Source organism: Streptomyces sp. NPDC033131, assembly GCF_055578365.1.
Genome location: NZ_JBVIPA010000059.1, coordinates 18,319 through 40,493 on the forward strand (window position 1 = coordinate 18,319; position 22,175 = coordinate 40,493).

The 22,175-nt window shown below is 72.4% G+C and carries 22 protein-coding genes; 13 read left to right on the forward strand and 9 right to left on the reverse strand.

Annotated features, from left to right (window positions below; translation table 11 throughout):
• Positions 1–103: 103 nt before the first annotated feature.
• Positions 104–244 (forward strand): SCO1431 family membrane protein, encoded by a 141-nt coding sequence (locus ACZ5XS_RS41325; protein ID WP_217239566.1) that lies wholly within the window; start codon positions 104–106, stop codon positions 242–244.
• A gap of 63 nt (positions 245–307) precedes the next feature.
• Positions 308–970, forward strand: coding sequence for a TetR/AcrR family transcriptional regulator (locus tag ACZ5XS_RS41330; protein WP_468660390.1), 663 nt, complete (start codon positions 308–310; stop codon positions 968–970).
• A gap of 74 nt (positions 971–1,044) precedes the next feature.
• On the opposite strand, the gene ACZ5XS_RS41335 is transcribed toward ACZ5XS_RS41330, so the two are convergent.
• Entirely contained in the window at positions 1,045–2,295 is a 1,251-nt protein-coding gene (locus ACZ5XS_RS41335; protein WP_468660392.1) for a glycoside hydrolase family 18 protein, read from the reverse strand.
• 335 nt (positions 2,296–2,630) lie between these two features.
• On the opposite strand from ACZ5XS_RS41335, the gene ACZ5XS_RS41340 reads away from it, so the two are divergent.
• Positions 2,631–3,803 carry an acyl-CoA dehydrogenase family protein gene (locus ACZ5XS_RS41340; RefSeq protein ID WP_468660394.1) on the forward strand — a complete coding sequence of 391 codons (1,173 nt, stop codon included), beginning with the start codon at positions 2,631–2,633 and terminating at the stop codon, positions 3,801–3,803.
• Here ACZ5XS_RS41340 and ACZ5XS_RS41345 read toward each other — a convergent pair.
• Together ACZ5XS_RS41345 and ACZ5XS_RS41350 are read right to left on the reverse strand one after the other, a co-directional pair.
• A complete protein-coding gene (locus ACZ5XS_RS41345; RefSeq protein WP_468660396.1) occupies positions 3,766–4,026 on the reverse strand; it encodes a hypothetical protein in 261 nt (86 codons plus the stop codon). The genes ACZ5XS_RS41340 and ACZ5XS_RS41345 overlap by 38 nt on opposite strands.
• Positions 4,027–4,218: 192 nt before the next feature.
• Positions 4,219–4,653, reverse strand: a complete 435-nt coding sequence (locus ACZ5XS_RS41350) for a hypothetical protein (RefSeq protein ID WP_468660398.1) — start codon at positions 4,651–4,653, stop codon at positions 4,219–4,221.
• A 268-nt stretch (positions 4,654–4,921) separates the two neighbouring features.
• Here ACZ5XS_RS41350 and ACZ5XS_RS41355 point away from each other — a divergent pair, with 268 nt between their 5' ends.
• From ACZ5XS_RS41355 to fxsA, 4 genes are all read left to right on the forward strand, one after another.
• Positions 4,922–5,362: an Lrp/AsnC family transcriptional regulator gene (locus tag ACZ5XS_RS41355; protein ID WP_468660400.1), complete on the forward strand. Its 441-nt coding sequence runs from the start codon at positions 4,922–4,924 to the stop codon at positions 5,360–5,362.
• A gap of 47 nt (positions 5,363–5,409) precedes the next feature.
• On the forward strand, positions 5,410–7,011 hold the full coding sequence (locus tag ACZ5XS_RS41360) for an amidohydrolase (RefSeq protein WP_468660402.1): 1,602 nt from the start codon (positions 5,410–5,412) through the stop codon (positions 7,009–7,011).
• 557 nt (positions 7,012–7,568) lie between these two features.
• Positions 7,569–8,369: a polyprenol monophosphomannose synthase gene (locus ACZ5XS_RS41365; protein WP_468660404.1), complete on the forward strand. Its 801-nt coding sequence runs from the start codon at positions 7,569–7,571 to the stop codon at positions 8,367–8,369.
• Positions 8,370–8,440: 71 nt separating this feature from the next.
• Positions 8,441–9,001, forward strand: coding sequence for an FxsA family membrane protein (gene fxsA, locus ACZ5XS_RS41370; RefSeq protein WP_468660405.1), 561 nt, complete (start codon positions 8,441–8,443; stop codon positions 8,999–9,001).
• A 137-nt stretch (positions 9,002–9,138) separates the two neighbouring features.
• On the opposite strand, the gene ACZ5XS_RS41375 is transcribed toward fxsA, so the two are convergent.
• The 4 genes from ACZ5XS_RS41375 to yczE form a co-directional block, all read right to left on the reverse strand.
• Positions 9,139–9,513 (reverse strand): RNA polymerase-binding protein RbpA, encoded by a 375-nt coding sequence (locus tag ACZ5XS_RS41375; protein ID WP_003977404.1) that lies wholly within the window; start codon positions 9,511–9,513, stop codon positions 9,139–9,141.
• A gap of 265 nt (positions 9,514–9,778) precedes the next feature.
• Positions 9,779–11,134 (reverse strand): MFS transporter, encoded by a 1,356-nt coding sequence (locus tag ACZ5XS_RS41380; RefSeq protein ID WP_468660406.1) that lies wholly within the window; start codon positions 11,132–11,134, stop codon positions 9,779–9,781.
• A gap of 64 nt (positions 11,135–11,198) precedes the next feature.
• The gene (locus ACZ5XS_RS41385; protein WP_468660407.1) at positions 11,199–11,966 is read right to left on the reverse strand and encodes a glycerophosphodiester phosphodiesterase; all 768 of its coding nucleotides are present in this window, start codon (positions 11,964–11,966) and stop codon (positions 11,199–11,201) included.
• On the reverse strand, positions 11,963–12,661 hold the full coding sequence (gene yczE, locus ACZ5XS_RS41390) for a membrane protein YczE (protein ID WP_468660409.1): 699 nt from the start codon (positions 12,659–12,661) through the stop codon (positions 11,963–11,965). The genes ACZ5XS_RS41385 and yczE overlap by 4 nt, the downstream gene beginning before the upstream one ends.
• Positions 12,662–12,725: 64 nt before the next feature.
• On the opposite strand from yczE, the gene ACZ5XS_RS41395 reads away from it, so the two are divergent.
• Positions 12,726–14,231, forward strand: a complete 1,506-nt coding sequence (locus ACZ5XS_RS41395) for an SCO1417 family PLP biosynthesis transcription factor (RefSeq protein WP_468660410.1) — start codon at positions 12,726–12,728, stop codon at positions 14,229–14,231.
• A gap of 69 nt (positions 14,232–14,300) precedes the next feature.
• Here ACZ5XS_RS41395 and ACZ5XS_RS41400 read toward each other — a convergent pair whose 3' ends face one another.
• Both ACZ5XS_RS41400 and ACZ5XS_RS41405 read right to left on the reverse strand, forming a co-directional pair.
• On the reverse strand, positions 14,301–16,064 hold the full coding sequence (locus ACZ5XS_RS41400) for an ATP-binding cassette domain-containing protein (RefSeq protein ID WP_468660412.1): 1,764 nt from the start codon (positions 16,062–16,064) through the stop codon (positions 14,301–14,303).
• A 52-nt stretch (positions 16,065–16,116) separates the two neighbouring features.
• A complete protein-coding gene (locus tag ACZ5XS_RS41405) occupies positions 16,117–16,311 on the reverse strand; it encodes a hypothetical protein (RefSeq protein WP_015661880.1) in 195 nt (64 codons plus the stop codon).
• Between the two features lie 260 nt (positions 16,312–16,571).
• On the opposite strand from ACZ5XS_RS41405, the gene ACZ5XS_RS41410 reads away from it, so the two are divergent.
• The 5 genes from ACZ5XS_RS41410 to ACZ5XS_RS41430 all read left to right on the forward strand — a co-directional run bounded on the left by ACZ5XS_RS41410 (position 16,572) and on the right by ACZ5XS_RS41430 (position 22,087).
• Complete coding sequence (locus tag ACZ5XS_RS41410; RefSeq protein WP_468660414.1) at positions 16,572–16,964, forward strand: ankyrin repeat domain-containing protein; 393 nt, start codon at positions 16,572–16,574, stop codon at positions 16,962–16,964.
• A gap of 300 nt (positions 16,965–17,264) precedes the next feature.
• Positions 17,265–18,683, forward strand: a complete 1,419-nt coding sequence (locus ACZ5XS_RS41415) for a HEAT repeat domain-containing protein (protein ID WP_468660416.1) — start codon at positions 17,265–17,267, stop codon at positions 18,681–18,683.
• Between the two features lie 139 nt (positions 18,684–18,822).
• Positions 18,823–19,950, forward strand: a complete 1,128-nt coding sequence (locus tag ACZ5XS_RS41420) for a glycosyltransferase family 4 protein (protein ID WP_468660418.1) — start codon at positions 18,823–18,825, stop codon at positions 19,948–19,950.
• Entirely contained in the window at positions 19,947–21,104 is a 1,158-nt protein-coding gene (locus ACZ5XS_RS41425) for a glycosyltransferase (RefSeq protein WP_468660420.1), read from the forward strand. Before ACZ5XS_RS41420 ends, ACZ5XS_RS41425 begins: the two co-directional genes overlap by 4 nt.
• On the forward strand, positions 21,101–22,087 hold the full coding sequence (locus ACZ5XS_RS41430) for an SGNH/GDSL hydrolase family protein (protein ID WP_468660422.1): 987 nt from the start codon (positions 21,101–21,103) through the stop codon (positions 22,085–22,087). The genes ACZ5XS_RS41425 and ACZ5XS_RS41430 overlap by 4 nt, the downstream gene beginning before the upstream one ends.
• Positions 22,088–22,175 lie beyond the last annotated feature (88 nt).

The window sequence follows — 22,175 nt, forward strand, 5'->3', positions numbered from 1 at the left end:
TTCGCGTGTGACCAAGCTCTCGGCCCCGAAAGCCGCTTCCGGTGGCAAGGTGGACAGGCCGGTGGGGGGAGTCCACCCGTACGTCCGACCTCAGCGAGAAGCCATGACCGCACACTCGGCCACCGCCGCCCGCGCCCGTACCGGCGGTCCCCGCGACGACGGCCCGAAGGTCGTCGAGCACGTCATGGGCTGGACCCTCGTCGTGGTGATCGCGATGCTCGTCACCCAGCTCGGCCTGCTGTGACCTGTCACATACCGACCTGACATACTGCGGGTGTCCCGCCGCCCGTTGAGACCAGGGTTCAAATTGAATATCAGTCAACAGCGTGACGCCGCCCGTCCCCGAGCGCGCGGTACCGAGCGCTCGGTCGCACGCCGTGCCGAACTCATCGCCATCGGGCGGAAGCTGTTCGCCGACACGTCGTACGACGCACTCTCGATGGACGACATCGCCCGGCAGGCGCATGTCGCCAAGGGGCTGATCTACTACTACTTCCAGTCCAAGCGCGGCTACTACCTGGCGATCATCCAGGACTCCGTCGCCGACCTGGTCACCTTCGCGGCGAGCGGCCTCGAACTGGAGCCGGTGGACCGGGTCCACCGCACCGTCGACAGCTATCTGCGGTACGCGGAGCGCAATCAGGCCGCCTACCGCACCATCGTCAGCGGCGGCGTCGGCTTCGACGCCGAGGTGCACGCCATCCGGGACGGAGTGCGCGAGGCGATCGTCGCCACCATCGCCGAGGGGGCGTACGGCCGCGGCGACATCGCGCCGGTGCCGCGCATGGGCCTGCTCGCCTGGCTGTGCAGCGTCGAGGGCGCCACCCTCGCCTGGATCGACCGCCCCACGCTGTCCCGCGACACGATGCGCGAACTGCTGGTGAAGACGCTCGGCGGTTCGATGCGGGCCATCGAGGAGATGGAACCCGCCTATCCGGCCCCGGAGCCCGCCCGCCGCGACGACGGCTGACGGCTGAGAACCGACGACTGACGACCTGGGGCGAAGGCTCGTGGTCCTCCGCCCCAAGTCCTCGGTGTGCCGGGCTAGTTGATCGCCCTGATCAGCTCACCGTCTGTGGTGTCCCCGCTCAGCTCCCAGAAGAACGTGCCGCCCAGACTCTGCGCGTCCTTGTACTTCATCTTTCCCTTGATCGTCTTCGGGGTGTCGTAACTCCACCAGTCGCTGCCGCACTTGGCGTAGGCGGTGCCGCCGACGATCCCGGTGGGCGGGCACGAGGTCTTCAGCACCTTGTAGTCCTCGAAGCCGGCCTCGTACGTGCCCGCCGCCGGGCCGGTGGCCGTGCCGCCCGGCTTCGCCTGCGTGACGCCGGTCCAGCCGCGCCCGTAGAAGCCGATGCCGAGCAGCAGCTTCGAGGACGGGATGCCCAGGCTTTTGAGCTTGGCGATGGTGGCGGCGGTGTTGTAGCCCTCCTCGGGGATGCCCGGGTAGGACGTCAGCGGGGAGTGCGGCGCCGTCGGGCCGGCGGCGGCCCAGGTGCCGAAGTAGTCGTACGTCATGGGGTTGTACCAGTTGACGTACCGCGCCGCGCCCGCGTAGTCCGCCGCGTCGATCTTGCCCCCGGGGGTGGCGTCGGCGGTGATCGCCGCGGTGACCAGCTGCCGCTTGCCGAACTTGGCGCGCAGCGCGGCCATCACGTCCCGGAAAGAGTCCCGGCCGCTGGTGTCGCAGGTCAGGCCGCAGGCGTTCGGGTACTCCCAGTCGATGTCGATGCCGTCGAAGACGTCCGCCCACTTCGGGTTCTCGACCAGGTCGTGGCAGGACTGGGCGAAGGCCGCCGGGTCCTTGGCCGCCTCGCCGAAGCCGCCCGACCAGCTCCAGCCGCCGAACGACCAGATGATCTTGAGGTCGGGGTGGAGCTTCTTCAGCTTGAGCAGCTGGTTGAAGTTGCCGCTCAGCGGCTGGTCCGCGGTGTCGGCGACACCGTCGACGGACTCCTCGGCGGTGAACGGCTTGTCGGTGTCCGCCCAGGCGTCGCCGAGGGCGCACTTGCCGTCGGTGACGTTGCCGAAGGCGTAGTTGATGTGGGTGAGCTTGTCGGCCGAGCCGGAGGTCTCGATGTTCTTGACGAAGTACTGGCGGCCGTAGATGCCCCAGTCGGTGAAGTAGCCGACAACCTTCGAGCCGGCCGAGCCGGCCTCGGAAGCCTGGGCGGGGGCGGGCTCGTCGGCGGTGGCGGTGCCCGCACCGGCGAGCAGGGCGGCGCCGAGGGCGGCGCAGCACGAGGCGGACAGGAGTGCCCGGAACCGGGCGCGGTGGTGGAGCGGGGTGGGCATCGGGTGTCTCCTCGCAGGGGACAGGGAGGGGATCGCACGCCGATTGGCATGAACGCGGGGAAGCGTTGGAGCGAAACAGTAAGAGGACTAGACCATTCGGTCAATGGTTCGTACCAATTTTCGACAGACGTCGGACGTGCCGGAATTTCTTGAAGTAAGCGGTCGTTAACTGGTGACGGGGTGCGTCCGATCGGGCATACTCACAGCGCACAGCCGCTGGTCAGCAGCTTCCGCGACCCGGGAGTGCGAGCATCGGCCGGCACCAGTGAGACCCGGCGGAGCTGTCCCCACAACGGGCCTGTCCGCCCGTTCCCGACAGGGAGGAGAGCGTCGCCATGCCCGACCGCGCCCCGCAGCCGGTGGACCGGCAACTGCCCACGGACGAGGCCCGGGATCTGATCTCGCTCGTCCGCGACATCGCGCAGCGCGAGATCGCCCCGAGGGCGGCCGAGGAGGAGGACGCCGGACGCTTCCCGCGCGAGGTCTTCACCCTGCTCTCCGAGTCCGGACTGCTCGGCCTGCCGTACGACTCCGAGTACGGCGGCGGCGACCAGCCCTACGAGGTCTACCTCCAGGTCCTCGAAGAACTCGCCGCCGCCCGCCTGACCGTCGGCCTCGGCGTCAGCGTGCACACCCTGGCCTCGTACGCGCTCGCCGCCTACGGCACCAAGGAACAGCAGGTCGAGCACCTGCCCGCGATGCTCGGGGGCGGTCTGCTGGGCGCGTACTGCCTCTCGGAGCCGTCCTCCGGCTCGGACGCCGCCTCACTGCGGACGAAGGCGGTGCGCGACGGCCAGGACTGGGTGATCAGCGGAACCAAGGCGTGGATCACGCACGGCGGAATCGCCGACTTCTACACCGTCATGGCCCGCACGGGCGAGGAGGGCCCGCGTGGGATCACGGCCTTCCTGGTGCCCGCCGACGCGGCGGGTCTGAGCGCCGCGGCGCCGGAGAAGAAGATGGGCATGAAGGGCTCGCCGACCGCACAGGTCCACTTCGACGGGGTCCGCGTCCCCGACGACCGGCGTCTCGGCGACGAGGGCCAGGGCTTCGCGATCGCCCTGGCCGCGCTCGACTCCGGGCGGCTCGGCATCGCGGCCTGCGCGATCGGCCTGGCCCAGGCGGCGCTCGACGAGGCGGTGGCCTACGCGACCGGACGGCGCCAGTTCGGAAGGCCCATCGCCGACTTCCAGGGGCTGCGCTTCATGCTCGCCGACATGGCGACCCAGATCGAGGCCGGCCGGGCGCTGTACCTGGCGGCGGCGCGACTGCGGGACGCGGGCCGGCCGTTCGCCAAGCAGGCGGCCATGGCCAAGCTGCACTGCACCGACACGGCGATGAGGGTGGCCATCGACGCCGTCCAGGTCCTCGGCGGGTACGGCTACACCGCCGACTTCCCGGCCGAGCGGTACATGCGCGAGGCCAAAGTCCTGCAGATCGTCGAGGGCACCAACCAGATCCAGCGGATGGTCATCGCCCGTCATCTCGCGGGTCCTGAGACGCGCTGAACTGGCCCGACGTCACCTGGGGCGCCGCGAGCCTGGCCCACTCCGGGTCGTGGCGCCCCGGCAGGGTGCGGCCGCGGTCGGCCCAGGCGCGCATCAGATCGCGGTAGATGGGCGGGTCCTGGACCTGTGGCGGCGCCAGCGGAACCGATTTTGCGGATGCGGGAACCGGCGCCGGAACGAACATGCGGCGCTGACGCCCGGTCGCGCTGGGTGTGGGGGTCATACCAGGGCAACGCGGAGGCCCGCGGACAGGTCACCGGTCCCCGGATTCGGGCGTGAGTTCGCGACCGTCCGGGGAGGCGCGACTCCCTGACTCGACGGCACCCCGACACCCCCCGGTCCAGGCACACCGAACCGCGCCACGGCGCTCTGCGAGCCGTGGCGCGGCTCGGTCACGGGGCGGGATCGAGGCCGCTCAGGCGGCCTGGCGGCGCATGACGGGCACCCGGATGGGACGGGAGCCCGGTCCGCCGACGTGCGAGAAGGGCTGCGTCCGCCAGTCGAGTCCCTGAGGGAGCGTCAACAGCAGGGCGGTGTGCTGCTCCTGGGGCTCGGCCGACTCGTCCGCCGGGCGGGCGTCGGACGCCTTGCGGCCGGTGCCGGTGCAGACCGTGAGCCCGAACGGGTTCCACGGCGAGGCGCACAGCGCGTGCTCCGGCAGGACTTCCTCGTCCGCCAGCAGAGCGATGGGCTGCGCGCAGTCCGGGCAGACGACCCGGTACATCTCAAAGGTGTCGTAGGCGTCGAGTTCGTCGTCGAGTTCGTCGGGTTCGACGCCCTCCGGCTCGGGTTCGACGACCAGCTGCGGCCGCTTGGGTGCGGTACGACCAGGGCGCTTAAGACTCTGCATTGAATTCTCCCCCTCGGGCTGGGCCGTGAAGGCGCTGCGGCCTCGACCACAGCAAGCACTTCCCGTCCCGTCTCGGCGGTAATCACGAGAGCATCACGGAGCCGGTCAGGGACGTGTGGTCTTCGTCACATGCCATCCGCAGGTGCCCGAGGCGGCCGCTTTGTCCCCCGGATGGCGCACCGGCCACCCCCTGCGGCGTCACGAACCGGGCATGACCTGCGCCGCTCAGGTATCGGAGGAGATCAGGCGCACTGTAGGTTCTTGCGCCATGGAGGAGCTCGACCGGCAAATCGTGCAGCTGCTCGTCAAGGACGGGCGGATGAGCTACACAGACCTGGGCAAGGCCACCGGCCTGTCCACCTCGGCCGTGCACCAGCGGGTGCGCCGGCTGGAACAGCGCGGGGTCATCCGCGGCTACGCCGCGGTGGTCGACCCCGAAGCCGTCGGCCTGTCCCTGACCGCCTTCATCTCCGTGAAGCCTTTCGACCCCAGCGCCCCCGACGACATCGCGGAACGCCTCGCCGGCGTCCCCGAGATCGAGGCCTGCCACAGCGTCGCCGGCGACGAGAACTACATCCTCAAGGTGCGGGTCTCCACCCCGCACGACCTGGAGGAGCTGCTGGCCCGGCTCAGGTCGCTGGCGGGGGTGTCCACGCGGACCACGGTGGTGCTCTCCACGCCGTACGAGGCACGGCCGCCCCGGATCTGACGGACCTGCGTCCCGGGCTCCCCGGGCGAGGCGCGAAACTGTCCCTCATGAGTGAACGCACCGCCGAACCGACCACCGTCCTCCTGCGCCGCGGCGAGGTGCACAGCCCCGCCGATCCGTTCGCGACCGCGATGGTCGTGGAGCGCGGCCAAGTCGCCTGGGTCGGCTCCGAGGGCGCGGCCGACGCCTTCGCGGACGGGGTCGACGCGGTGATCGACCTGGACGGGGCGCTGGTCACCCCCGCGTTCACCGACGCGCACGTGCACACCACGTCCACGGGCCTCGCCCTCACCGGCCTCGACCTGTCCGACGCACCGTCCCTCGACGCGGCCCTCGCCCTCGTACGGGACTTCGCCGCCGCCCGCCCGGACGACCGCGTCCTGCTCGGCCACGGCTGGGACGCCGCCCGCTGGCCCGGCGGCCGCCCTCCGGCCCGCGCCGAACTCGACGCGGCCACCGGTGGCCGCCCGCTGTACCTCAGCCGGATCGACGTGCACTCGGCGGTCGTCACGACGGCCCTGCTGGACCTGACCCCCGGCCTCGACGCCCCGGACGCCCCGCTGACCGCCGACGCCCACCACGCCGTACGCGCCGCCGCCCTCGGCGCCGTCAGGCCGCAGCAGCGCACCGAGGCCCAGCGCGCCGCCCTCGCCCACGCCGCGTCGCTCGGCATCGGGACCGTGCACGAGTGCGCGGGGCCGGAGATCTCCTCCGAGGAGGACTTCACGGGGCTGCTCCGGCTCGCGGCCGAGGAGACCGGACCGCGGGTGGTCGGCTACTGGGCCGACCAGGACATCGACAAGGCCCGCGAGTTGGGCGCGATCGGGGCGGCCGGTGATCTGTTCGTGGACGGCGCCCTCGGCTCCCACACCGCCTGTCTGCACCAGCCCTACACCGACGCCGGCCACACCGGCACCGCCTACCTGGACGCCGCCGCCGTCGCCGCGCACGTCACCGCGTGCACCGAGACGGGCCTCCAGGCGGGCTTCCACGCGATCGGCGACGCCGCCGTGACCGCCGTCGTGGAGGGCGTGCGCGCCGCCGCGGAAAAGCTCGGCCTCGCCCGTGTCCGGGCCGCCCGACACCGCGTCGAACACGCCGAGATGCTCACGCCCGAGACGATCGCCGCCTTCGCGGAGCTCGGCCTCACCGCGTCCGTGCAGCCCGCCTTCGACGCGCTGTGGGGCGGCGAGGAGGGCATGTACGCCCAGCGCCTGGGCACCGAGCGGGCCCGCACCCTGAACCCCTTCGCGGCCCTGCTGCGGGCCGGCGTCCCGCTCGCCTTCGGCTCCGACAGCCCGGTCACGCCCCTCGACCCCTGGGGCACGGTCCGCGCGGCCGCCTTCCACCGGACCCCCGAGCACCGCGTCTCCGTGCGTGCCGCGTTCACCGCGCACACCCGCGGCGGCTGGCGGGCGGTCGGACGGGACGACGCGGGGGTCCTGGTGCCGGGCGCACCCGCGGACTACGCCGTCTGGCGCACCGAGGAACTCGTGGTCCAGGCCCCGGACGACCGGGTCGCCCGCTGGTCGACCGACCCCCGCTCCGGGACCCCCGGACTGCCCGACCTGACTCCCGGCCTGGACCTCCCCGTGTGCCTGCGCACCGTGGTGGGCGGACGGACCGTGTTCGTACGGCCGGGCGAGTGATCTACCGGGGTGGCGCACCGCCGATCGGTCGTCGCCGCCCCTCCTCGCGACCTGCGTATCCTCCGCGCTGACCAGGGCTTTGACCGAAGAGGCACAGGTGAAACGGCTGTTGACAGCCGACGGCAGCGGGCCGGTAGGTTCGGCCGAGTCCACCACCGGACGCCCGACCGGGGAACGTCCGCGCACTCGCCGCCGCGCCGCTGGGTCAGGGACGGTGTGCCGCACCGGGGCACCGCCACTGGGAGCCAGGCCCAGCGCCCGCGCCACGACGAGGGAGCGTTCCGGCCGGTCGGGGAGGTGTGACCCGGGTGGGGCCCGGGCGCTCAGTAGACAACGGCTTTCGGTCGATCCGCAGCCAGCGGGTCCCAGGTCGGCCCGAAGGGCGCCGGGCCCCCATCCGCAGCACGCACAGCCGTCGACGCCGTACGCACAGTCCCGAAAGGCGCACTCTTACCCCGCTTTTGTGGAAACGACACCACCATACTTACGTCCTGTCACGTCATCGCAGGCGGCGGCCACTATGGTGGACCTCTGCGTACGGACTTGAAGGGGCAGCAGTGAACGACGGCGACGGGACTCTCGCGGCACAGGACCGGGGGAGGGAGTTCGGCCCGCTCGGCACGGCGTTGGTGATCATTCCGACCTACAACGAGGCGGAGAACATCAAGGCCATCGTGGGCCGGGTGCGCAAGGCGGTCCCCGAGGTGCACGTTCTCGTGGCCGACGACAACAGCCCCGACGGCACGGGCAAGCTCGCCGACGAACTGGCCATCGGGGACGACCACGTGCAGGTCCTGCACCGCAAGGGCAAGGAAGGCCTGGGCGCCGCCTACCTGGCAGGCTTCCGCTGGGGAATGGACAACGGCTACGGCGTCCTGGTCGAGATGGACGCCGACGGCTCCCACCAGCCCGAGGAGCTGCCCCGCCTGCTGACCGCCCTCAAGGGCGCCGACCTGGTCCTCGGCTCCCGTTGGGTGCCCGGCGGCCGGGTCGTGAACTGGCCCAAGTCCCGCGAGTACATCTCCCGCGGCGGCAGCCTCTACTCCCGCGTCGCCCTGGACCTGCCGCTGCGCGACATCACGGGCGGCTACCGCGCCTTCCGCCGCGAAACCCTCGAAGGCCTCGGCCTCGAAGAGGTCGCCTCCCAGGGCTACTGCTTCCAGGTGGACCTCGCCCGCCGCGCGGTCAGGGCCGGCTACCACGTCGTCGAGGTGCCCATCACCTTCGTCGAGCGCGAGCACGGCGACTCCAAGATGAGCCGCGACATCCTCGTGGAGGCCCTGTGGCGGGTCACGACGTGGGGCGTGGGGGAGCGGGTCGGCAGGATCGCGGGCCGGGGCAAGCCCTCACAGCCGTAGTCGCGGAGTTCACAGCCCCGGTTGATCGTCCCCTTATCCCGTGCTGAGCCGGGCCCAGGCACACTGGAAGCATGACGACTGGCGCTCCGACTCCCACGCACCCCGCCCGGCCCCGGCGCTCCCGGCTGCTCACCTACCTGCCGCTGGGCGTCGCCGCCTGGCTGGTGCTGGAGATCTGGCTGCTGACCATGGTCGCCGGCGCGACCGGCGGGATCACGGTGTTCCTGCTGCTGCTCGCCGGCCTCGTGCTCGGCTCGGTGGTCATCAAGCAGGCGGGCCGGCGCGCCTTCCAGAACCTGAACGAGGCGCTGCAGCGAGGCGGAGCCCCGTCGGGTTCGAACAGCAGCGGCAATGGCCTCATGATGCTCGGCGGCCTGCTCCTGATGATCCCCGGCCTGATCTCCGACGCGCTGGGGCTGCTCCTGCTGATCCCGCCGGTGCAGCAGGCTCTCGGCCGCTACGCGGAGCGCACCGTCGACCGCAAGCTCCGCGAGGCCACCCAGGGCACCCTGGGCGGTGCCTTCCAGCAGGCCCGCATGCACCGCCCCGACGGCAAGGTGGTCCAGGGCGAGGTCATCAGGGACGAGCCCAGGGACGCGCCGCAGGGCCCGCGTCCGCCGCTGACCCACTGAGCGGTCCGGGCGCCGCCGTGCACCGGGCTGTGCGGCGGCCGCACCGCAACGCGAAACCGCGGGCGCCGTACGTGAACTCACGTACGGCGCCCGCGGTTGCTTGGTGCGTTTGTTCGTCCGCCCAGACCCCGAAGGGACTACGCCGACTTCCGGCTGTCTCGCGGATGGACCGCAATGTTCATCGCGCCGGAGCGAAGAACTGCCAGGCGCTCCTCGAGGACCTCTTCGAGTTCCTCGCGGGTGCGCCGTTCCATCAGCATGTCCCAGTGTGTACGCGCGGGCTTGGCCTTCTTTTCCTCAGGGCCGTCGCCGTCTACGAGGAGTGCCTGGGCCCCGCAGACCTTGCACTCCCACTCCGGCGGAATCTCCGCCTCGACCGAGAAGGGCATCTCAAACCGGTGCCCCTTCTCGCATGCGTACTCCACGGCCTGGCGCGGGGCCAGGTCGATGCCGCGGTCCGTCTCGTAGCTGGTCACCACGAGGCGCGTGCCGCGAAGAGCTCGCTCACTCATGAATCGTGCCTCCCGGGCTTGTCGCCCACAGGACAGGTGTCGCTGTCGTCGTCATCCGGTCAACGTCCGGTCGGCGGTAAAGATTCCCGTTCCGGGTCCCGTCCCGGGCAATGGTCGCCGTCGTAGCCGCCCTTGTTGTACCCACCAGTGCCCGGTTTGTCACATCTGCTAACACATGTGACACAGCGTTTCGGCATCTTTGACGCGCAGTAACGGTACGCCTGGCAGGCCAAACGCGTACACTACAGCGCTTTCGTGTTGAACGCTAAATCCTTTCGGGAATCGGATTGCCCGCGTCGCCGATCGCCCGTCGTACCGGAACCCGTGCCAGCAGCACGAACCCGATGACGAAGAAGGCCACCAGCGAGATGATCGCGTCCCGGTAACTTCCGGTCACCTGGTAGGTGATCCCGAACAGCAGCGGGCCCAGCCAGCTCATGCCCCGGTCGCTCATCTCGTATGCCGAGAAATATTCGGCCTCCTTGCCGGGTGGCACGAGATGGGAGAACAGCGACCGGGACAGCGCCTGGCTGCCGCCGAGGACGAGGCCGATCCCGGCGGCCAGCACGAAGAACCACCCGGGCGCCCCGGCCGGCAGGAAGTACCCGGCGCCCAGGGTCACCGTCCACGCGACCAGCGAGCCCAGGATCGTGCGCTTCGCGCCGTAGGTCCGGGCAAGTCGCCCCATCGTCAGCGCGCCCGCCACGGCCAGCACCTGGACCAGCAGCACGGCGCCGATGAGCGTCGACTGCCCGAGGCCGAGCTCCTCGGAGCCGTACACCGACGCCTGGGAGATCACGGTCTGGATGCCGTCGTTGTAGATGAGGTACGCCAGCAGGAAGGCGAGGGTGTGCGGATGGCGGCGCATGTCGCGGACGGTCGCGGCGAGCTGGCGGAGGCCGGGAGCGGTCCCCTCCGGCGCGGCCTTGGTGTCGGAGCGGCGATCGCGCAGCCGCCGTAGCGGAATGAGGGCGAAGGCCCCCCACCACAGGCCGGCGGAGGCCAGGCAGATCCGGACCGCGGCGCTCTCCGAGAGGCCGAAGGACTCGTGGCCGGTGTAGAGGACGAGGTTCACGACCAGGACCAGTGCGCCCGCCGCGTATCCGAAGGCCCAGCCCCGGGAGGAGACGGCGTCGCGTTCCTCGGGCGGGGCGATCTGCGGCAGGTAGGAGTTGTAGAGCATCATCGCCACGGACTGCGCGGCGTTCGCGACGACCAGGAGGGCGCCGCCGAGGAGATAGCGGTCGCCGCCGAGGAAGAACATGCCCGTCGTCGCCGCGGCCCCGGTGTACGCGGCGGCCGCCAGGAGGGGCTTCTTGCGGCCGGTGCGGTCGGCGGCGGCGCCCACCAGGGGCATCACCAGCACGGCCACGACCACCGACAGGGAGACCGAGTACGCGAAGAACGACCCGGCGCGCACCGGGATCCCGAGCGGATGCACGAAGCCGTCCGCGTCCGCCGCCGACTTGGCGACCGAGGTCAGATACGGGCCGAGGAAGACGGTGAGCACGCTCGTCGAGTAGACGGAGCAGGCCCAGTCGTAGAAGTACCAGCCGCGCTGCTCGCGCCGCCGCTCGGCGGCCTCGTCCGCCGATCCCGCCCGCACGGTGTCGGTGCCCACCCGTGCCCTCGCTTCCCCGTGAAGGTGCCGCGCGCGGACGGGCGGCCCGAGGGCTTCCGGGGTGTCAGACCCAGACGCCGCGGTCCTCCATCACCCTGCGCAGTGTGTCGATGTGATCGGTCATGATGCCATCGACACCCAGGTCCAGGAGCCGGTGCATGCGTTCCGGCTCGTTCACCGTCCACACGTGCACCTGCAGCCCGAGCGCGTGGGCGGTGCGCAGGAAGCGGTGGTCGACCACCTGGATGCCCGACTGGATCTCCGGCACCTGCGCGGCGACCGCGGAGCGACGCACGGCCGCAGGCAGCCCCCAGGAGCGCAGCCGCAGGTTGAGGACACCGCGGGTGCCGTACGACGTCGCCAGGCGGGGGCCGGCCAGTCGCTGGGCGCGCACCACACGCGCCTCGGCGAACGAGCCGAGGCAGATCCGGTCCCAGGAGTTCGTGCGTTCGACGAGTTCCAGGAGGGGGAGCAGCGCCGACTCCGCCTTGACGTCGATGTTCCAGCGCGCCTCGGGGAAGGTCTCCAGAATCTCCTCGAAGAGGGGCACCGGTTCCTCGCCCGCCACGCGCGCGTGCCGTACGTCCTTCCAGGGCAGGTCCGCGATCAGGCCCGCCCCGTCCGTCACCCGGTCCAGGGTCGCGTCGTGGAAGGCGACGAGCCTGCCGTCGGCGGTGGCGTGGACGTCGGTCTCCAGATAGCGGTAACCCGCCTCGACCGCGCGCCGGAACTGCAGCGCCGTGTTCTCCAGACCGTCCGCCGCCCCGCCGCGGTGGGCGAAGGCGATCGGGCCCGGATGGTCGAGGTAGGGGTGGCGTATCCGCGAGGTCACGGTCGAAGTATCGCCTGCCGGGGTTGCCCGGTGGCAACGACCGCGCTGCCGTCGGATGCCGGCCGGACGGCGAAGACGCGCAGGAAGACCTGGGCGAGCGGGCCGATCGACACCGCGTACAGCAGAGTGCCGATGCCGATGGTGCCGCCCAGGGCGAAGCCGGTCACGACGACCGCCACCTCCACGGCCGTCCGCATCAGACGGACCGAGCGGCCCGTGCGCCGGTGCAGGCCGGTCATCAGCCCGTCCCGCGGGCCAGGTCCGAAGCGGGCCGAGATGTACAGGCCGGTGGCCACCCCGTTGAGCAGGATCCCTGCCAGCAGCAGCGGAACGCGTACGGCGAGGGTGTGCGCCTCGGGGACGGCGGCGAGCGTGCCGTCCAGGGCGATGCCGACCACGAAGACGTTGGAGACGGTGCCGAGGCCGGGGCGCTGACGCAGCGGGATCCACAGGAGCAGCACCGCCGCGCCCACGATGACCGACACGATGCCGATCGTCAGGCCGGTGAGCGCGGCCAGCCCCTGATGCAGCACGTTCCAGGGCTCCAGGCCCAGACCGGACCGGAGGAGCAGCGTCGAACTCGCCCCGTAGAGCCCGAGACCGACGTACAGCTGGATCAACCGTCGCCCGGTACGGCTCGGGCTCTTCGTGGACAAGAGGTCCCCCTGGGGTGTGGTGGCAGTGGCCTGATGCATGACACCCTGTGGCTTGGGTGGAAACATCATCCATGGCCAATTCGGGGAAGGTGGACTGATTTCCATGGCGCAGTGGACCTCGGCAATGGGTGCCACACAGCTCGCCCGGCTGCTCAACTCCCAGCAGGACCGTCCCGCCGGCCCGGGCACACGCCGCCCGCCCGCCTACCGCGCGCTGGCCGACGGCATCCGGCTGCTGGTGCTGGAGGGCCGGGTGCCGGTCGCCGCCAGACTGCCCGCCGAGCGCGAACTGGCGCTGTCCCTGTCCGTCAGCCGTACGACGGTCGCGGCGGCTTACGAGGCGCTGCGCGCAGAGGGATTCCTGGAGTCCCGGCGCGGCGCCGGCAGCTGGACGGCGGTGCCGGCCGGGAACCCGCTGCCCGCGCGCGGCCTCGAACCCCTGCCTCCCGAGGCCCTCGGCTCGATGATCGACCTCGGTTGCGCGGCGCTCCCCGCCCCCGAGCCGTGGCTGACCCGAGCCGTGCAGGGGGCCCTGGAGGAGCTGCCGCCGTACGCCCACACGCACGGTGACTATCCGGCCGGGCTTCCCGCGCTGCGCGCGATGATCGCCGAACGGTACACGGCACGCGGGATCCCGACGATGCCCGAGCAGATCATGGTCACGACCGGCGCGATGGGCGCGATCGACGCGATCTGCCATCTGTTCGCCGGGCGCGGTGAGCGCATCGCCGTGGAATCGCCCTCCTACGCCAACATCCTCCAGCTGATGCGGGCGGCCGGTGCCCGGCTCGTGCCCGTCGCGATGGCCGAAGGGCTGACCGGCTGGGACATGGGCCGCTGGCGGCAGGTCCTGCGGGACGCCGCGCCCCGGATCGCGTACGTCGTCGCCGACTTCCACAACCCGACCGGCGCGCTCGCCGACGAGGACCAGCGGCGGCAGCTGGTGGAGTCCGCGCGCTCGGCCGGCACGGTGCTGGTCGCCGACGAGACGATGAGCGAGCTGTGGCTGGACGAGGACATCGCGGACGTGATGCCGCGGGCCATGTGTGCCTTCGACCCGGCCGGCTCGACGGTCGTCACGGTCGGCTCGGCCAGCAAGGCGTTCTGGGCGGGGATGCGGATCGGATGGGTGCGCGCCGCTCCCGACGTGATCCGCAGCCTGGTCGCCGCCCGCGCGTACGCCGATCTGGGTACCCCCGTGCTGGAGCAGCTGGCGGTGAACTGGCTGTTCAGCACGGGTGGCTGGGCGAAGGCCGTGGACGTGCGACGACGTCAGGCCAGGGACAACCGGGACGCCCTGGTGGCCGCCGTGCGGCGGGAGTTGCCGGACTGGGAGTTCGAGGTGCCGAAGGGCGGGCTCACGCTGTGGGTGCGGACGGGCGGGCTGTCCGGGTCACGGCTCGCCGAGGCGGGTGAACGGGTGGGCGTGCGGGTGCCGTCGGGACCGCGGTTCGGGGTGGACGGGGCGTTCGAGGGGTATGTGCGGCTGCCGTTCACCGTGGGCGGTGCGGTGGCGGAGGAGGCGGCGGCGCGGCTGGCCGCGGCGGCGCGGCTGGTGGAGAGCGGGGGATCCGGGGGTGGGGAGGCGCCCCGTACGTTCGTGGCGTGAACGGGGTCGGGTGGGCGCCGGAGGGACTGCGCCCACCCGCGGCGCCCCGGCGGCGGCGTGACCGCCCGGCTACGGAGCTTTCGCCGCCATGGCCTCTGCCGGCACCGGCTCCTCGGGCACGGCCTCCGTCGGTGCGGCCTCTGTCGATACCGCCTCCGTGGGTGCGGACTCTGCCGGTGTCACCTCCGTGGGTACGGCCTCCGTGGGTACGGCCTCCGTGGGTACGGCCTCCGTCGGTTCCGTCGGTGCGGCCTCCGTCGGTACCGCCTCGGTGGGCACCGCCTCCACCGCTCCCCCCTCCGGCACATGCTCGCCGTCCGCCGGTGTCGTCCGTGGGGGGAGCAGGGCGAGGACCGCCTGGCGGTCCGCCTCGCTCGTCGCGTCGTCGTAGGGGTCCGGGGTGGACGGGACCTGCAGCCGGTGGACCGGGCCCGCGCCGAGGCGGGCGTAGCCGCGGCCGGGCGGGACGTGGGTGACCGGGGTCGTGTGCGGGGGCGCGCCCAGGACCGCCTCCAGCTGGTCGGCCGTGGCCGGCCCGAGCACGACACGCGCGCGTGTGTGCTGGCGTACGGCGTCGCTCAGGGCCTCCGCGCTGTCGAACTGGTCGGCGACGACCACCGTCACGTTGGCCGCGCGGCCGTGCCGCAGCGGAAGCTGGAGCAGGACCTGCGGATCCTCGCGGCCGTCCGCGGCGGCCACGTGGGTGAAGGCGCTCGGCCGGTCCAGGAGGATCCACAGGGGGCGTTTGGTGTCGTCCGGCGGTGGGTCGCCCGCCTGCCGGGCACTGTTGACCGCGATCAGCCGGCGCTCCGTCTCCGCGGCCGCCCACTCCAGGCTCGCCAGCGCCCCGGCCAGCCCGCACTCCACCGCGAGGACGCCGTCCCGGCCGGTGAGACAGGCGTACTCGCCGGTGCCGCCGCCCTCGACGATGACGAGGTCGCCGTGCTGGAGGGCCTGCAGGGCGATGGAGCGCAGCAGTGTGGAGGTGCCGCTGCCCGGCTGGCCGATGACCAGCAGGTGCGGCTCGGTGGAGCGGATGCCGGTGCGCCAGACGACCGGCGGTACGTCACGCCGTTCCTCACTGTGGGTGAGGGGGAGTGTGCGCCGGACCTGGGTGGGGTCGGTGAAGCCGAGGACCGTCTCGCCGGGGGACGTGACGAAACGCTGGGCGGCGATGTCGGTGGGCAGGGGGGCGAGGGCCGTGACGGTGAGCTGGTTGTCCTGCTCGTCCCAGGCGAAGTGGTACTCCCGGTCGCGCCCCGACTTGGCGTGCAGCAGATGCTCGATCCGGGCCCGGGACTCGGCCTCCCCGTCCGTGAAGTACGCCGGGTAGTGGATCAGCAGGTGCGTGATGCGGCCGCTGTCGTCGAAGTCGTACGCGGTGAAGGCCTTCTCCCACTCGCCGCCGTGGGAGTACAGCGGGGCCGGGTCCTCGGCGGCCGAGAAGTACGGCACCAGAGCCTCGTACAGCGACTGGAGGCGCTGGATCTGGGACTCGTCGGGGCCGTCGGGCTCCGGCTCCCCGCGGTCCCGGCCCTGCCATGCTGCCGCCGCCATCAGGGTGATGACGGCGAGCAGCGGGCCGTACGGCGCGAGCGCCACGACCAGGACCACCGACGCCACCAGGAAAAGCAGCGGTCCGCGCTTGTCCTTGGGGGTGTCGGCCCACTTGCGCCGCCCGGCCGAGGCCAGCCGGCGCAGACCACGGGTGATCGTGATCAGCGGATGGAGGACGTCGGTGGCGCTGTCGGCCGCCGTCCGGGCCAGCTCCCGGCTCCGGGCGATCTGCGCGCTGCCTGTGCTCAGGATGCGGGGGAGGGGGCGCCGGGCCACTGCTGTCTCCTGGTGGTGCGTACGGGTGGTGGTGCGTACGGACGTGCGGGCGTCAGAACTTGATTCCGCCGAGGAGGCTCGCGAGGCTCTCGCCGCCTGCCTTGATGCTCGGGGCGATGGCGGTGCTCGCCAGGTAGAAGCCGAAGAGTGCGGCCACCAAGGCGTGGGAGGCCTTGAGTCCGTCCTTCTTGAAGAAGAGGAAGACGATGATTCCGAGCAGGACCACACCTGAGATGGACAGGATCATTTGCGTTCTCCTGGTTCGTGGGGACAGTCACCATGAGTACTTCCAGGATCACAGCATGTATCCATACGATAAAAGGTGCAACAGGGTGAATTTCCGACGATTTCCCCCAGGTAGCGGAGTCGTCTTGGCCCGGTTGGGCAGGCTCTTGCGCCCGACCGGGCCTGCGGTGATCTTTACCTCCGGCACATCGGGTCATGTGCGGCGCGAGCCAGTACCCTGGCGATTCACCTGAACGGTTGCACTGAGAGGCGGACCGGCCGATGACTGAAGCCCCCGGCCCCGAGGTCGTGGAGCTGGCGACCAAGATCTTCGATCTGGCCCGGCAGGGGCAGACCGAGGCGCTCGTGGCGTACGTCGACGCGGGCGTTCCGGTCAGCCTCACCAACGACCGCGGCGACTCCCTGGTGATGCTCGCCGCCTACCACGGCCACGCCGACACCGTGCGTGCCCTGCTCGCCCGCGGCGCCGAGGGCGACCGGATCAACGACCGGGGACAGACCCCGCTCGCCGGTGCCGTCTTCAAGGGCGAGGAGGAAGTGAGCAAGGCGCTTCTGGAAGGCGGTGCCGACCCCGCCGCGGGTACGCCGTCGGCCGTCGACACCGCACGGATGTTCGGCAAGACGCAACTGCTCGAACTGTTCGGCACACACTGATACAGCCGCTCTGACCAGGGCGGACACGGAAAACGGGGGAGGCGGTAACCGGCCGCCGAAATTTCGGTCGCGGTAGATGGAACTGCCGGGTCATCATGACGTCGTGATTCACGGACGTGATGGCCGGGCAGGTGATGCCGCACCGCGCGGACCGTGATGCGGTCCGCATGGGCCACCGACGAGAGGCAGAGGAAGATGGCTTACAGCAAGCAGGAAACGGCGGGCGCCCCGACGTGTTGTCACGCGGCCAGGTAATGCACGTCCCCGGTTGCGTCGACGCTTGATGTGAGGCTGTTTCCCATGTTCGATCCGGTCATAGCGCCCAGCGGCACGCTGCTCGGCCTGCTCCAGCGGGGCCGCGGCGACGGCACACTGCACGCGCTCACCGCACCGCGCGCCGAAGCGCTCGCGGCGCTGAACCACTGTGTTCTGCGTGATCCCCGCCACGACTGGCAGGTGGAGAACCGCTCCCTCTACTACGCCCGCCTCTACCTCGACCTGAACGGCGAGCTGGACGAGATCGAGGCGCACCTCTTCGATGTCGAGGACGTCTTCGACACCGAGGAGTCCCGCACCGGGCTCACCCTCGCCGTGCTCGGCCACCTCGCCTCGTACGGCAGGCGGGACGCGCTCGCACTGCTGCGCAGGTACGCCGCCTCGGGCGCCAACTGGGCCTGGGCCCTGGACGAACTGGCGCTGCGCGACGACGACGCCGGACTGCGGGCCCTCGCGGCCCCCGTCCTGGCGCGCTTCGCGACCGACGCCGAGGGCGAGGCCGAGCTGGCCGCCGTGGTGCGGGACGCCTTCGAGCCGCGGCCCTGGCGGCTGTGGGCAGACGATCCGCGCGAATCCATCGCCACGCGTGTGCGTGCCGCCCACGAGGCGGGCTCCTTCGACCGCTGGCAACGGCAGATGCGACCAGCCGGGCCCCGTCCGGGGTGGAGCGTGCGGGCGGTCTTCGAGTGGGCCCAGCAGGGCGTCGAGCGCGGTGCCGCGCTCCATGTCCCCGCCGCCCGCTGCCTCACGGCCGTCGCCGGGCCCGAGGACCGGCCGGAGATCCTCCGGGCCGCCCAGGACGGCACCGACGGCGCCCGCTGCACCGCTTTGCGCTATCTCGCCGACAGCAATGATCCGGAGGCGTTCCACCTGATCGAGGTCGCCGTGGTCACCGGCCCGGCGGCCGTGGTGGAAGCCGCCGTGGACGCCTTCGAACGCATGCGCAGTATCGCCGCGGTGGACCGGGCCCGCGGCTGGGCCCGCCGGCCCGACCCCCTCGGTGCCGCAGCCGCCCGGATGCTCGCCTGCCGGGGCGGAGCCCAGGACAGCGAACTCGTCCTCGCGGCCCTCAGGGAGGCGGTACGGGGCGAAGGCCCCGACGCGCCGACCCTGTGGACCCTCGTCGACGGTACCGGGCGCCTCGGCATCGCCTGCGCGGCCCCCGTGCTCCGGCACGTCTACCGCGAGACCGCCTCGTCCCATCTGCGCGGCCGGGCCGCTCGCGCCCTCGCCGCCACCGACCCCTCCTTCGCCACCGGCTTCGCCGTCGAGTGCCTGTGGGACTGCGAGGAGACCACCCGTGAGATCGCCGCCCGGCATGCCGAGACCGGTGACGCCCGGGTCGTGGAACGACTGCGCAGGCTCGCCGCCGATCCGGCCGAGGAGGCCGAGGTCCAGACGGCGGTACGCAGCCGGATCGGACCGGACGCGCCCGCCATGTGAACGGTCGGTGACCCGCGGGTCAGGCGGGCATGGACGCGGTCCGACCTGCTCGGGTGTGCGGTGCAACGCTCACACGACGTTCCTCGTCCGGAAAGATCCACGTTGACGCGGCCACGTCCAGCCCGGCGAGAACATCGGTATGCGTGTCGTCATCGTGACCGAATCCTTTCCCCCCGATGTGAACGGCGTGGCCCACTGCGCGCTCCAGACCGCCCGGCACCTCGTAGACCGCGGTCACCTTCCGCTCGTCGTCGCGCCGGCCACCGTGGCCGGCAGCGGGCCAGACGCCCTCGCGCCGTGCCCCGTCATCCGTGTCCCCTCCCTCCCGCTCCCGGGCTACCCCCAGGTCCGCGTCGCCCTTCCCAGCCGGCGCGTGGCCGCGGCGATCGCCGAGCACCGTGCCGACGTCGTCCACCTGGCCGGCCCCTTCGTCCTCGGCGTCCGCGGCATGGCCGCCGCCGCCCGGCTCGGCATCCCCGCCGTCGCCGTCTACCAGACCGACCTCGCGGGATACGCCCGCACCTACCTGGGCGCCGGCGAGGCCGCCGCCTGGCGCCGCATCCGCTCCGTCCACTCGGCCGCCGACCTCACCCTCGCCCCCTCCAGCGCCGCCCTGCACGACCTGGAGACCCACGACGTGCCCCGGGTGCGGCTGTGGCGGCGCGGCGTGGACGCCGCCCGCTTCCGCCCCGGACTGCGAGACGAGGCGCTGCGCCGCGAACTCGCCCCGAACGGCGAGCTGATCGTCGGCTACGTCGGCCGGCTCGCCCCCGAGAAGCAGGTCGAGCTGCTGGCCGGCGCCTGCGGCCTGGACGGCGTCCGGGTCGTGGTCGTCGGCGACGGGCCGAGCCGGCCGAGCCTGGACCAGGCGCTGCCGGGCGCGGTCTTCCTGGGCCGCCGCACCGGCGACGAACTCGCCCGGATCTTCGCCTCCTTGGACGTCTTCGTCCACACCGGCCCCTTCGAGACCTTCTGCCAGACCGTGCAGGAGGCCATGGCGAGCGGTGTGCCCGTCGTCGCGCCCGCGGCCGGCGGTCCGCTGGACCTGGTCGCCCACGGGCGCACCGGGCTGCTGGTCCCGCCGAGCGACCCGCACGCCGTACGGGACGCGGTGTGGTCCCTGGCCGCCGACCCCGGCCTGCGTACCGCGTTCGGCGCCGCCGCGCGCGCGACGGTCGAGGGACGCACCTGGGCGGCCGTCGGCGACCAGCTGATCGGGCACTACGAGAGCGTGCTCGCCGCGCGGAAGACGGTGGTGGCGGCATGAGCTCGTTGCGGATCGTGCGGCTGGCCAACTTCGTCGCACCGGCCTCGGGAGGTCTGCGCACCGCGCTGAGTGAGCTCGGCAAGGGCTTCAAGGCGGCCGGGCACCAGCCGGTGCTGATCGTGCCCGGTGATCGCGCGAGCGACCGGGAGACCGAGCAGGGCAGGGTGATCACCCTGCCCGGTCCGCTGCTGCCGGGCACGGGCGGATACCGCGTCCTCACCGACAGGCGGGGCGTGGCGCGGCTGCTGGAGGAGCTGGCCCCCGACCGCCTGGAGGTCTCCGACCGTACGACGCTCAGGTGGACCGGCAAGTGGGCGCGGCGGGCCCGGGTCCCGGCCGTGATGGTCTCCCACGAGACCGCCGACGGCGTGCTGCGCACCTGGGGCCTGCCTGAGGGCGCCGCCCGGCGCGCCGCGGACGCCCTCAACGTCCGTACGGCACACACGTACGCGCGCGTGGTGTGCACCACGGAGTTCGCCGAGCGGGAGTTCGTGCGGATCGGGGCGCGCAACGTCGTACGGGCGCCGCTCGGCGTCGACCTGGTGCAGCGGCACCCCGCGCTGCGCGACCCCGGGCTGCGTGCCCGGCACGCGCGGGTGGACGAGGTGCTGCTGGTGATGTGCTCCCGGCTCTCCGTGGAGAAGCGGCCCGGCACCGCGCTGGACGCCCTGGAGGCGCTGGTACGGCGGGGGAGGCGGGCGGTGCTGGTGGTGGCCGGGGACGGGCCCCTGCGGCCGCGGCTCGAACAGCGGGCGCGGGAGCGCGCGTTGCCGGTGACGTTCCTCGGGCACGTCGCCGACCGCGCGTCGCTGGGCGGGCTGCAGGCGTCTGCCGACGTGTGCCTGGCGCCGGGGCCCGCCGAGACGTTCGGGCTGGCCGCCCTGGAGGCGATGGCCTGCGGCACGCCCGTCGTGGCCAGCGCCTCGTCCGCACTGCCGGAGGTGATCGGCTCCGCAGGGGCCGTCGCGGCCGACCACGGGGGCGCCTTCGCGGACGCGGTGGACATGCTTCTGGACCGGCCCGTGGAGGAGCGGCGGGAGGCCGCACGCGCGCGTGCCGAGTGCTTCGGGTGGGACACGGCGGTCGCCGCGTTCCTCGACGCGCACGACGCGGTGGCCTCCGTCCGGCCCTTCGCGCCCGGAGGCGTGACATGAGACCGCTGCGGTTCGTCGCCCTCGGCGACTCCCTGACCGAAGGTGTGGGCGATCCCGTCGGCGAGGGGTGGCGTGGCTGGGCCGCGCTGCTCGCGGGCGGGCTCGCCGCGGAGTCCTCCGGATCCGCGGAGGGCGTGGAGGGCGTGGAGGGCGTGGAGGGCGTGGAGGACGTGGAGGACGTGGAGGACGTGGAGGACGTGGACTGCGCCGAGGCCGCTGCGGCCGTCGCGTCCGTCGCGTGCGTTGCGTCCGTGGAGTTCGCCAACCTCGCGGTGAGCGGGGCGCAGACCCGTGACGTGCTGGAGAGGCAGCTGCCCGCCGGGCTGGCGCTGCGGCCGGACCTCGCGTCCGTCGTCATCGGGGTCAACGACACCCTGCGCTGCACCTTCGACGTCCGGGACGTCGCCGCGCGCCTCGACACGGTGTACTCGGCCCTCACCGGGCAGGGAGCGGTCCTGCTCACGGCCTGCCTGCCGGACCCCGGGGCGAGGCTCGGGCTGCCGGGTGCCCTGGCGCGTCCGCTGGCCCGGCGGCAGCGGGCGGTCAACGCCGTGGTGCACGCGCTGTCCGAGCGGTACGGGGCCGTGCATCTGCACGCCTGTGAGGGGGCCTGGCTCATGGACCGCGCGATGTGGAGCGCGGACCGGCTGCACCCCGGCGAGCGGGGGCACCGGCAGCTGGCGGTGCGCTTCCACGCGCTGCTGGCGGAACGCGGCCTCGCGACGGGGAGCGCCCCTTCGCCCGAGCCCGAGCTCCCGGCGCCCACCAGGTCGGCGAGCCTGTGGTGGCTGGCCACCGCCGGCACCGGCTGGGTGGCCCGGCGGTGCACCGACCTGCTGCCGCAGCTTCTGACACTCGCCGCGGACGAGGTGCGCCATCGCGCGCGAGGGACGAGCGCCCGGCTCGATCTCCGGGCCTCCGCGGCGGTGTCCGCGGCGCTCGCCGCACTGTCGGTGGCGGATCAGCAGCCGGACGCCGCTTAGGGGTCCTTTCACTATGCCCGTCCGGGTCGCGCGGCCTGGCACCGCACCTCGCCGCGTTGCCGAAACGCCCACGTGGCTCCTCCCCCAC

Bases quoted from the DNA above. Each gene is read 5' to 3' on its own strand.
- ACZ5XS_RS41325 (WP_217239566.1), top strand. From the start codon at position 104: ATGACCGCACACTCGGCCACCGCCGCCCGCGCCCGTACCGGCGGTCCC.
- ACZ5XS_RS41335 (WP_468660392.1), bottom strand. From the start codon at position 2,295: ATGCCCACCCCGCTCCACCACCGCGCCCGGTTCCGGGCACTCCTGTCC.
- ACZ5XS_RS41340 (WP_468660394.1), top strand. From the start codon at position 2,631: ATGCCCGACCGCGCCCCGCAGCCGGTGGACCGGCAACTGCCCACGGAC.
- ACZ5XS_RS41345 (WP_468660396.1), bottom strand. From the start codon at position 4,026: ATGACCCCCACACCCAGCGCGACCGGGCGTCAGCGCCGCATGTTCGTT.
- ACZ5XS_RS41350 (WP_468660398.1), bottom strand. From the start codon at position 4,653: ATGCAGAGTCTTAAGCGCCCTGGTCGTACCGCACCCAAGCGGCCGCAG.
- ACZ5XS_RS41355 (WP_468660400.1), top strand. From the start codon at position 4,922: ATGGAGGAGCTCGACCGGCAAATCGTGCAGCTGCTCGTCAAGGACGGG.
- ACZ5XS_RS41360 (WP_468660402.1), top strand. From the start codon at position 5,410: ATGAGTGAACGCACCGCCGAACCGACCACCGTCCTCCTGCGCCGCGGC.
- fxsA (WP_468660405.1), top strand. From the start codon at position 8,441: ATGACGACTGGCGCTCCGACTCCCACGCACCCCGCCCGGCCCCGGCGC.
- ACZ5XS_RS41375 (WP_003977404.1), bottom strand. From the start codon at position 9,513: ATGAGTGAGCGAGCTCTTCGCGGCACGCGCCTCGTGGTGACCAGCTAC.
- yczE (WP_468660409.1), bottom strand. From the start codon at position 12,661: ATGCATCAGGCCACTGCCACCACACCCCAGGGGGACCTCTTGTCCACG.
- ACZ5XS_RS41395 (WP_468660410.1), top strand. From the start codon at position 12,726: ATGGCGCAGTGGACCTCGGCAATGGGTGCCACACAGCTCGCCCGGCTG.
- ACZ5XS_RS41405 (WP_015661880.1), bottom strand. From the start codon at position 16,311: ATGATCCTGTCCATCTCAGGTGTGGTCCTGCTCGGAATCATCGTCTTC.
- ACZ5XS_RS41410 (WP_468660414.1), top strand. From the start codon at position 16,572: ATGACTGAAGCCCCCGGCCCCGAGGTCGTGGAGCTGGCGACCAAGATC.
- ACZ5XS_RS41415 (WP_468660416.1), top strand. From the start codon at position 17,265: ATGTTCGATCCGGTCATAGCGCCCAGCGGCACGCTGCTCGGCCTGCTC.
- ACZ5XS_RS41420 (WP_468660418.1), top strand. From the start codon at position 18,823: ATGCGTGTCGTCATCGTGACCGAATCCTTTCCCCCCGATGTGAACGGC.
- ACZ5XS_RS41425 (WP_468660420.1), top strand. From the start codon at position 19,947: ATGAGCTCGTTGCGGATCGTGCGGCTGGCCAACTTCGTCGCACCGGCC.
- ACZ5XS_RS41430 (WP_468660422.1), top strand. From the start codon at position 21,101: ATGAGACCGCTGCGGTTCGTCGCCCTCGGCGACTCCCTGACCGAAGGT.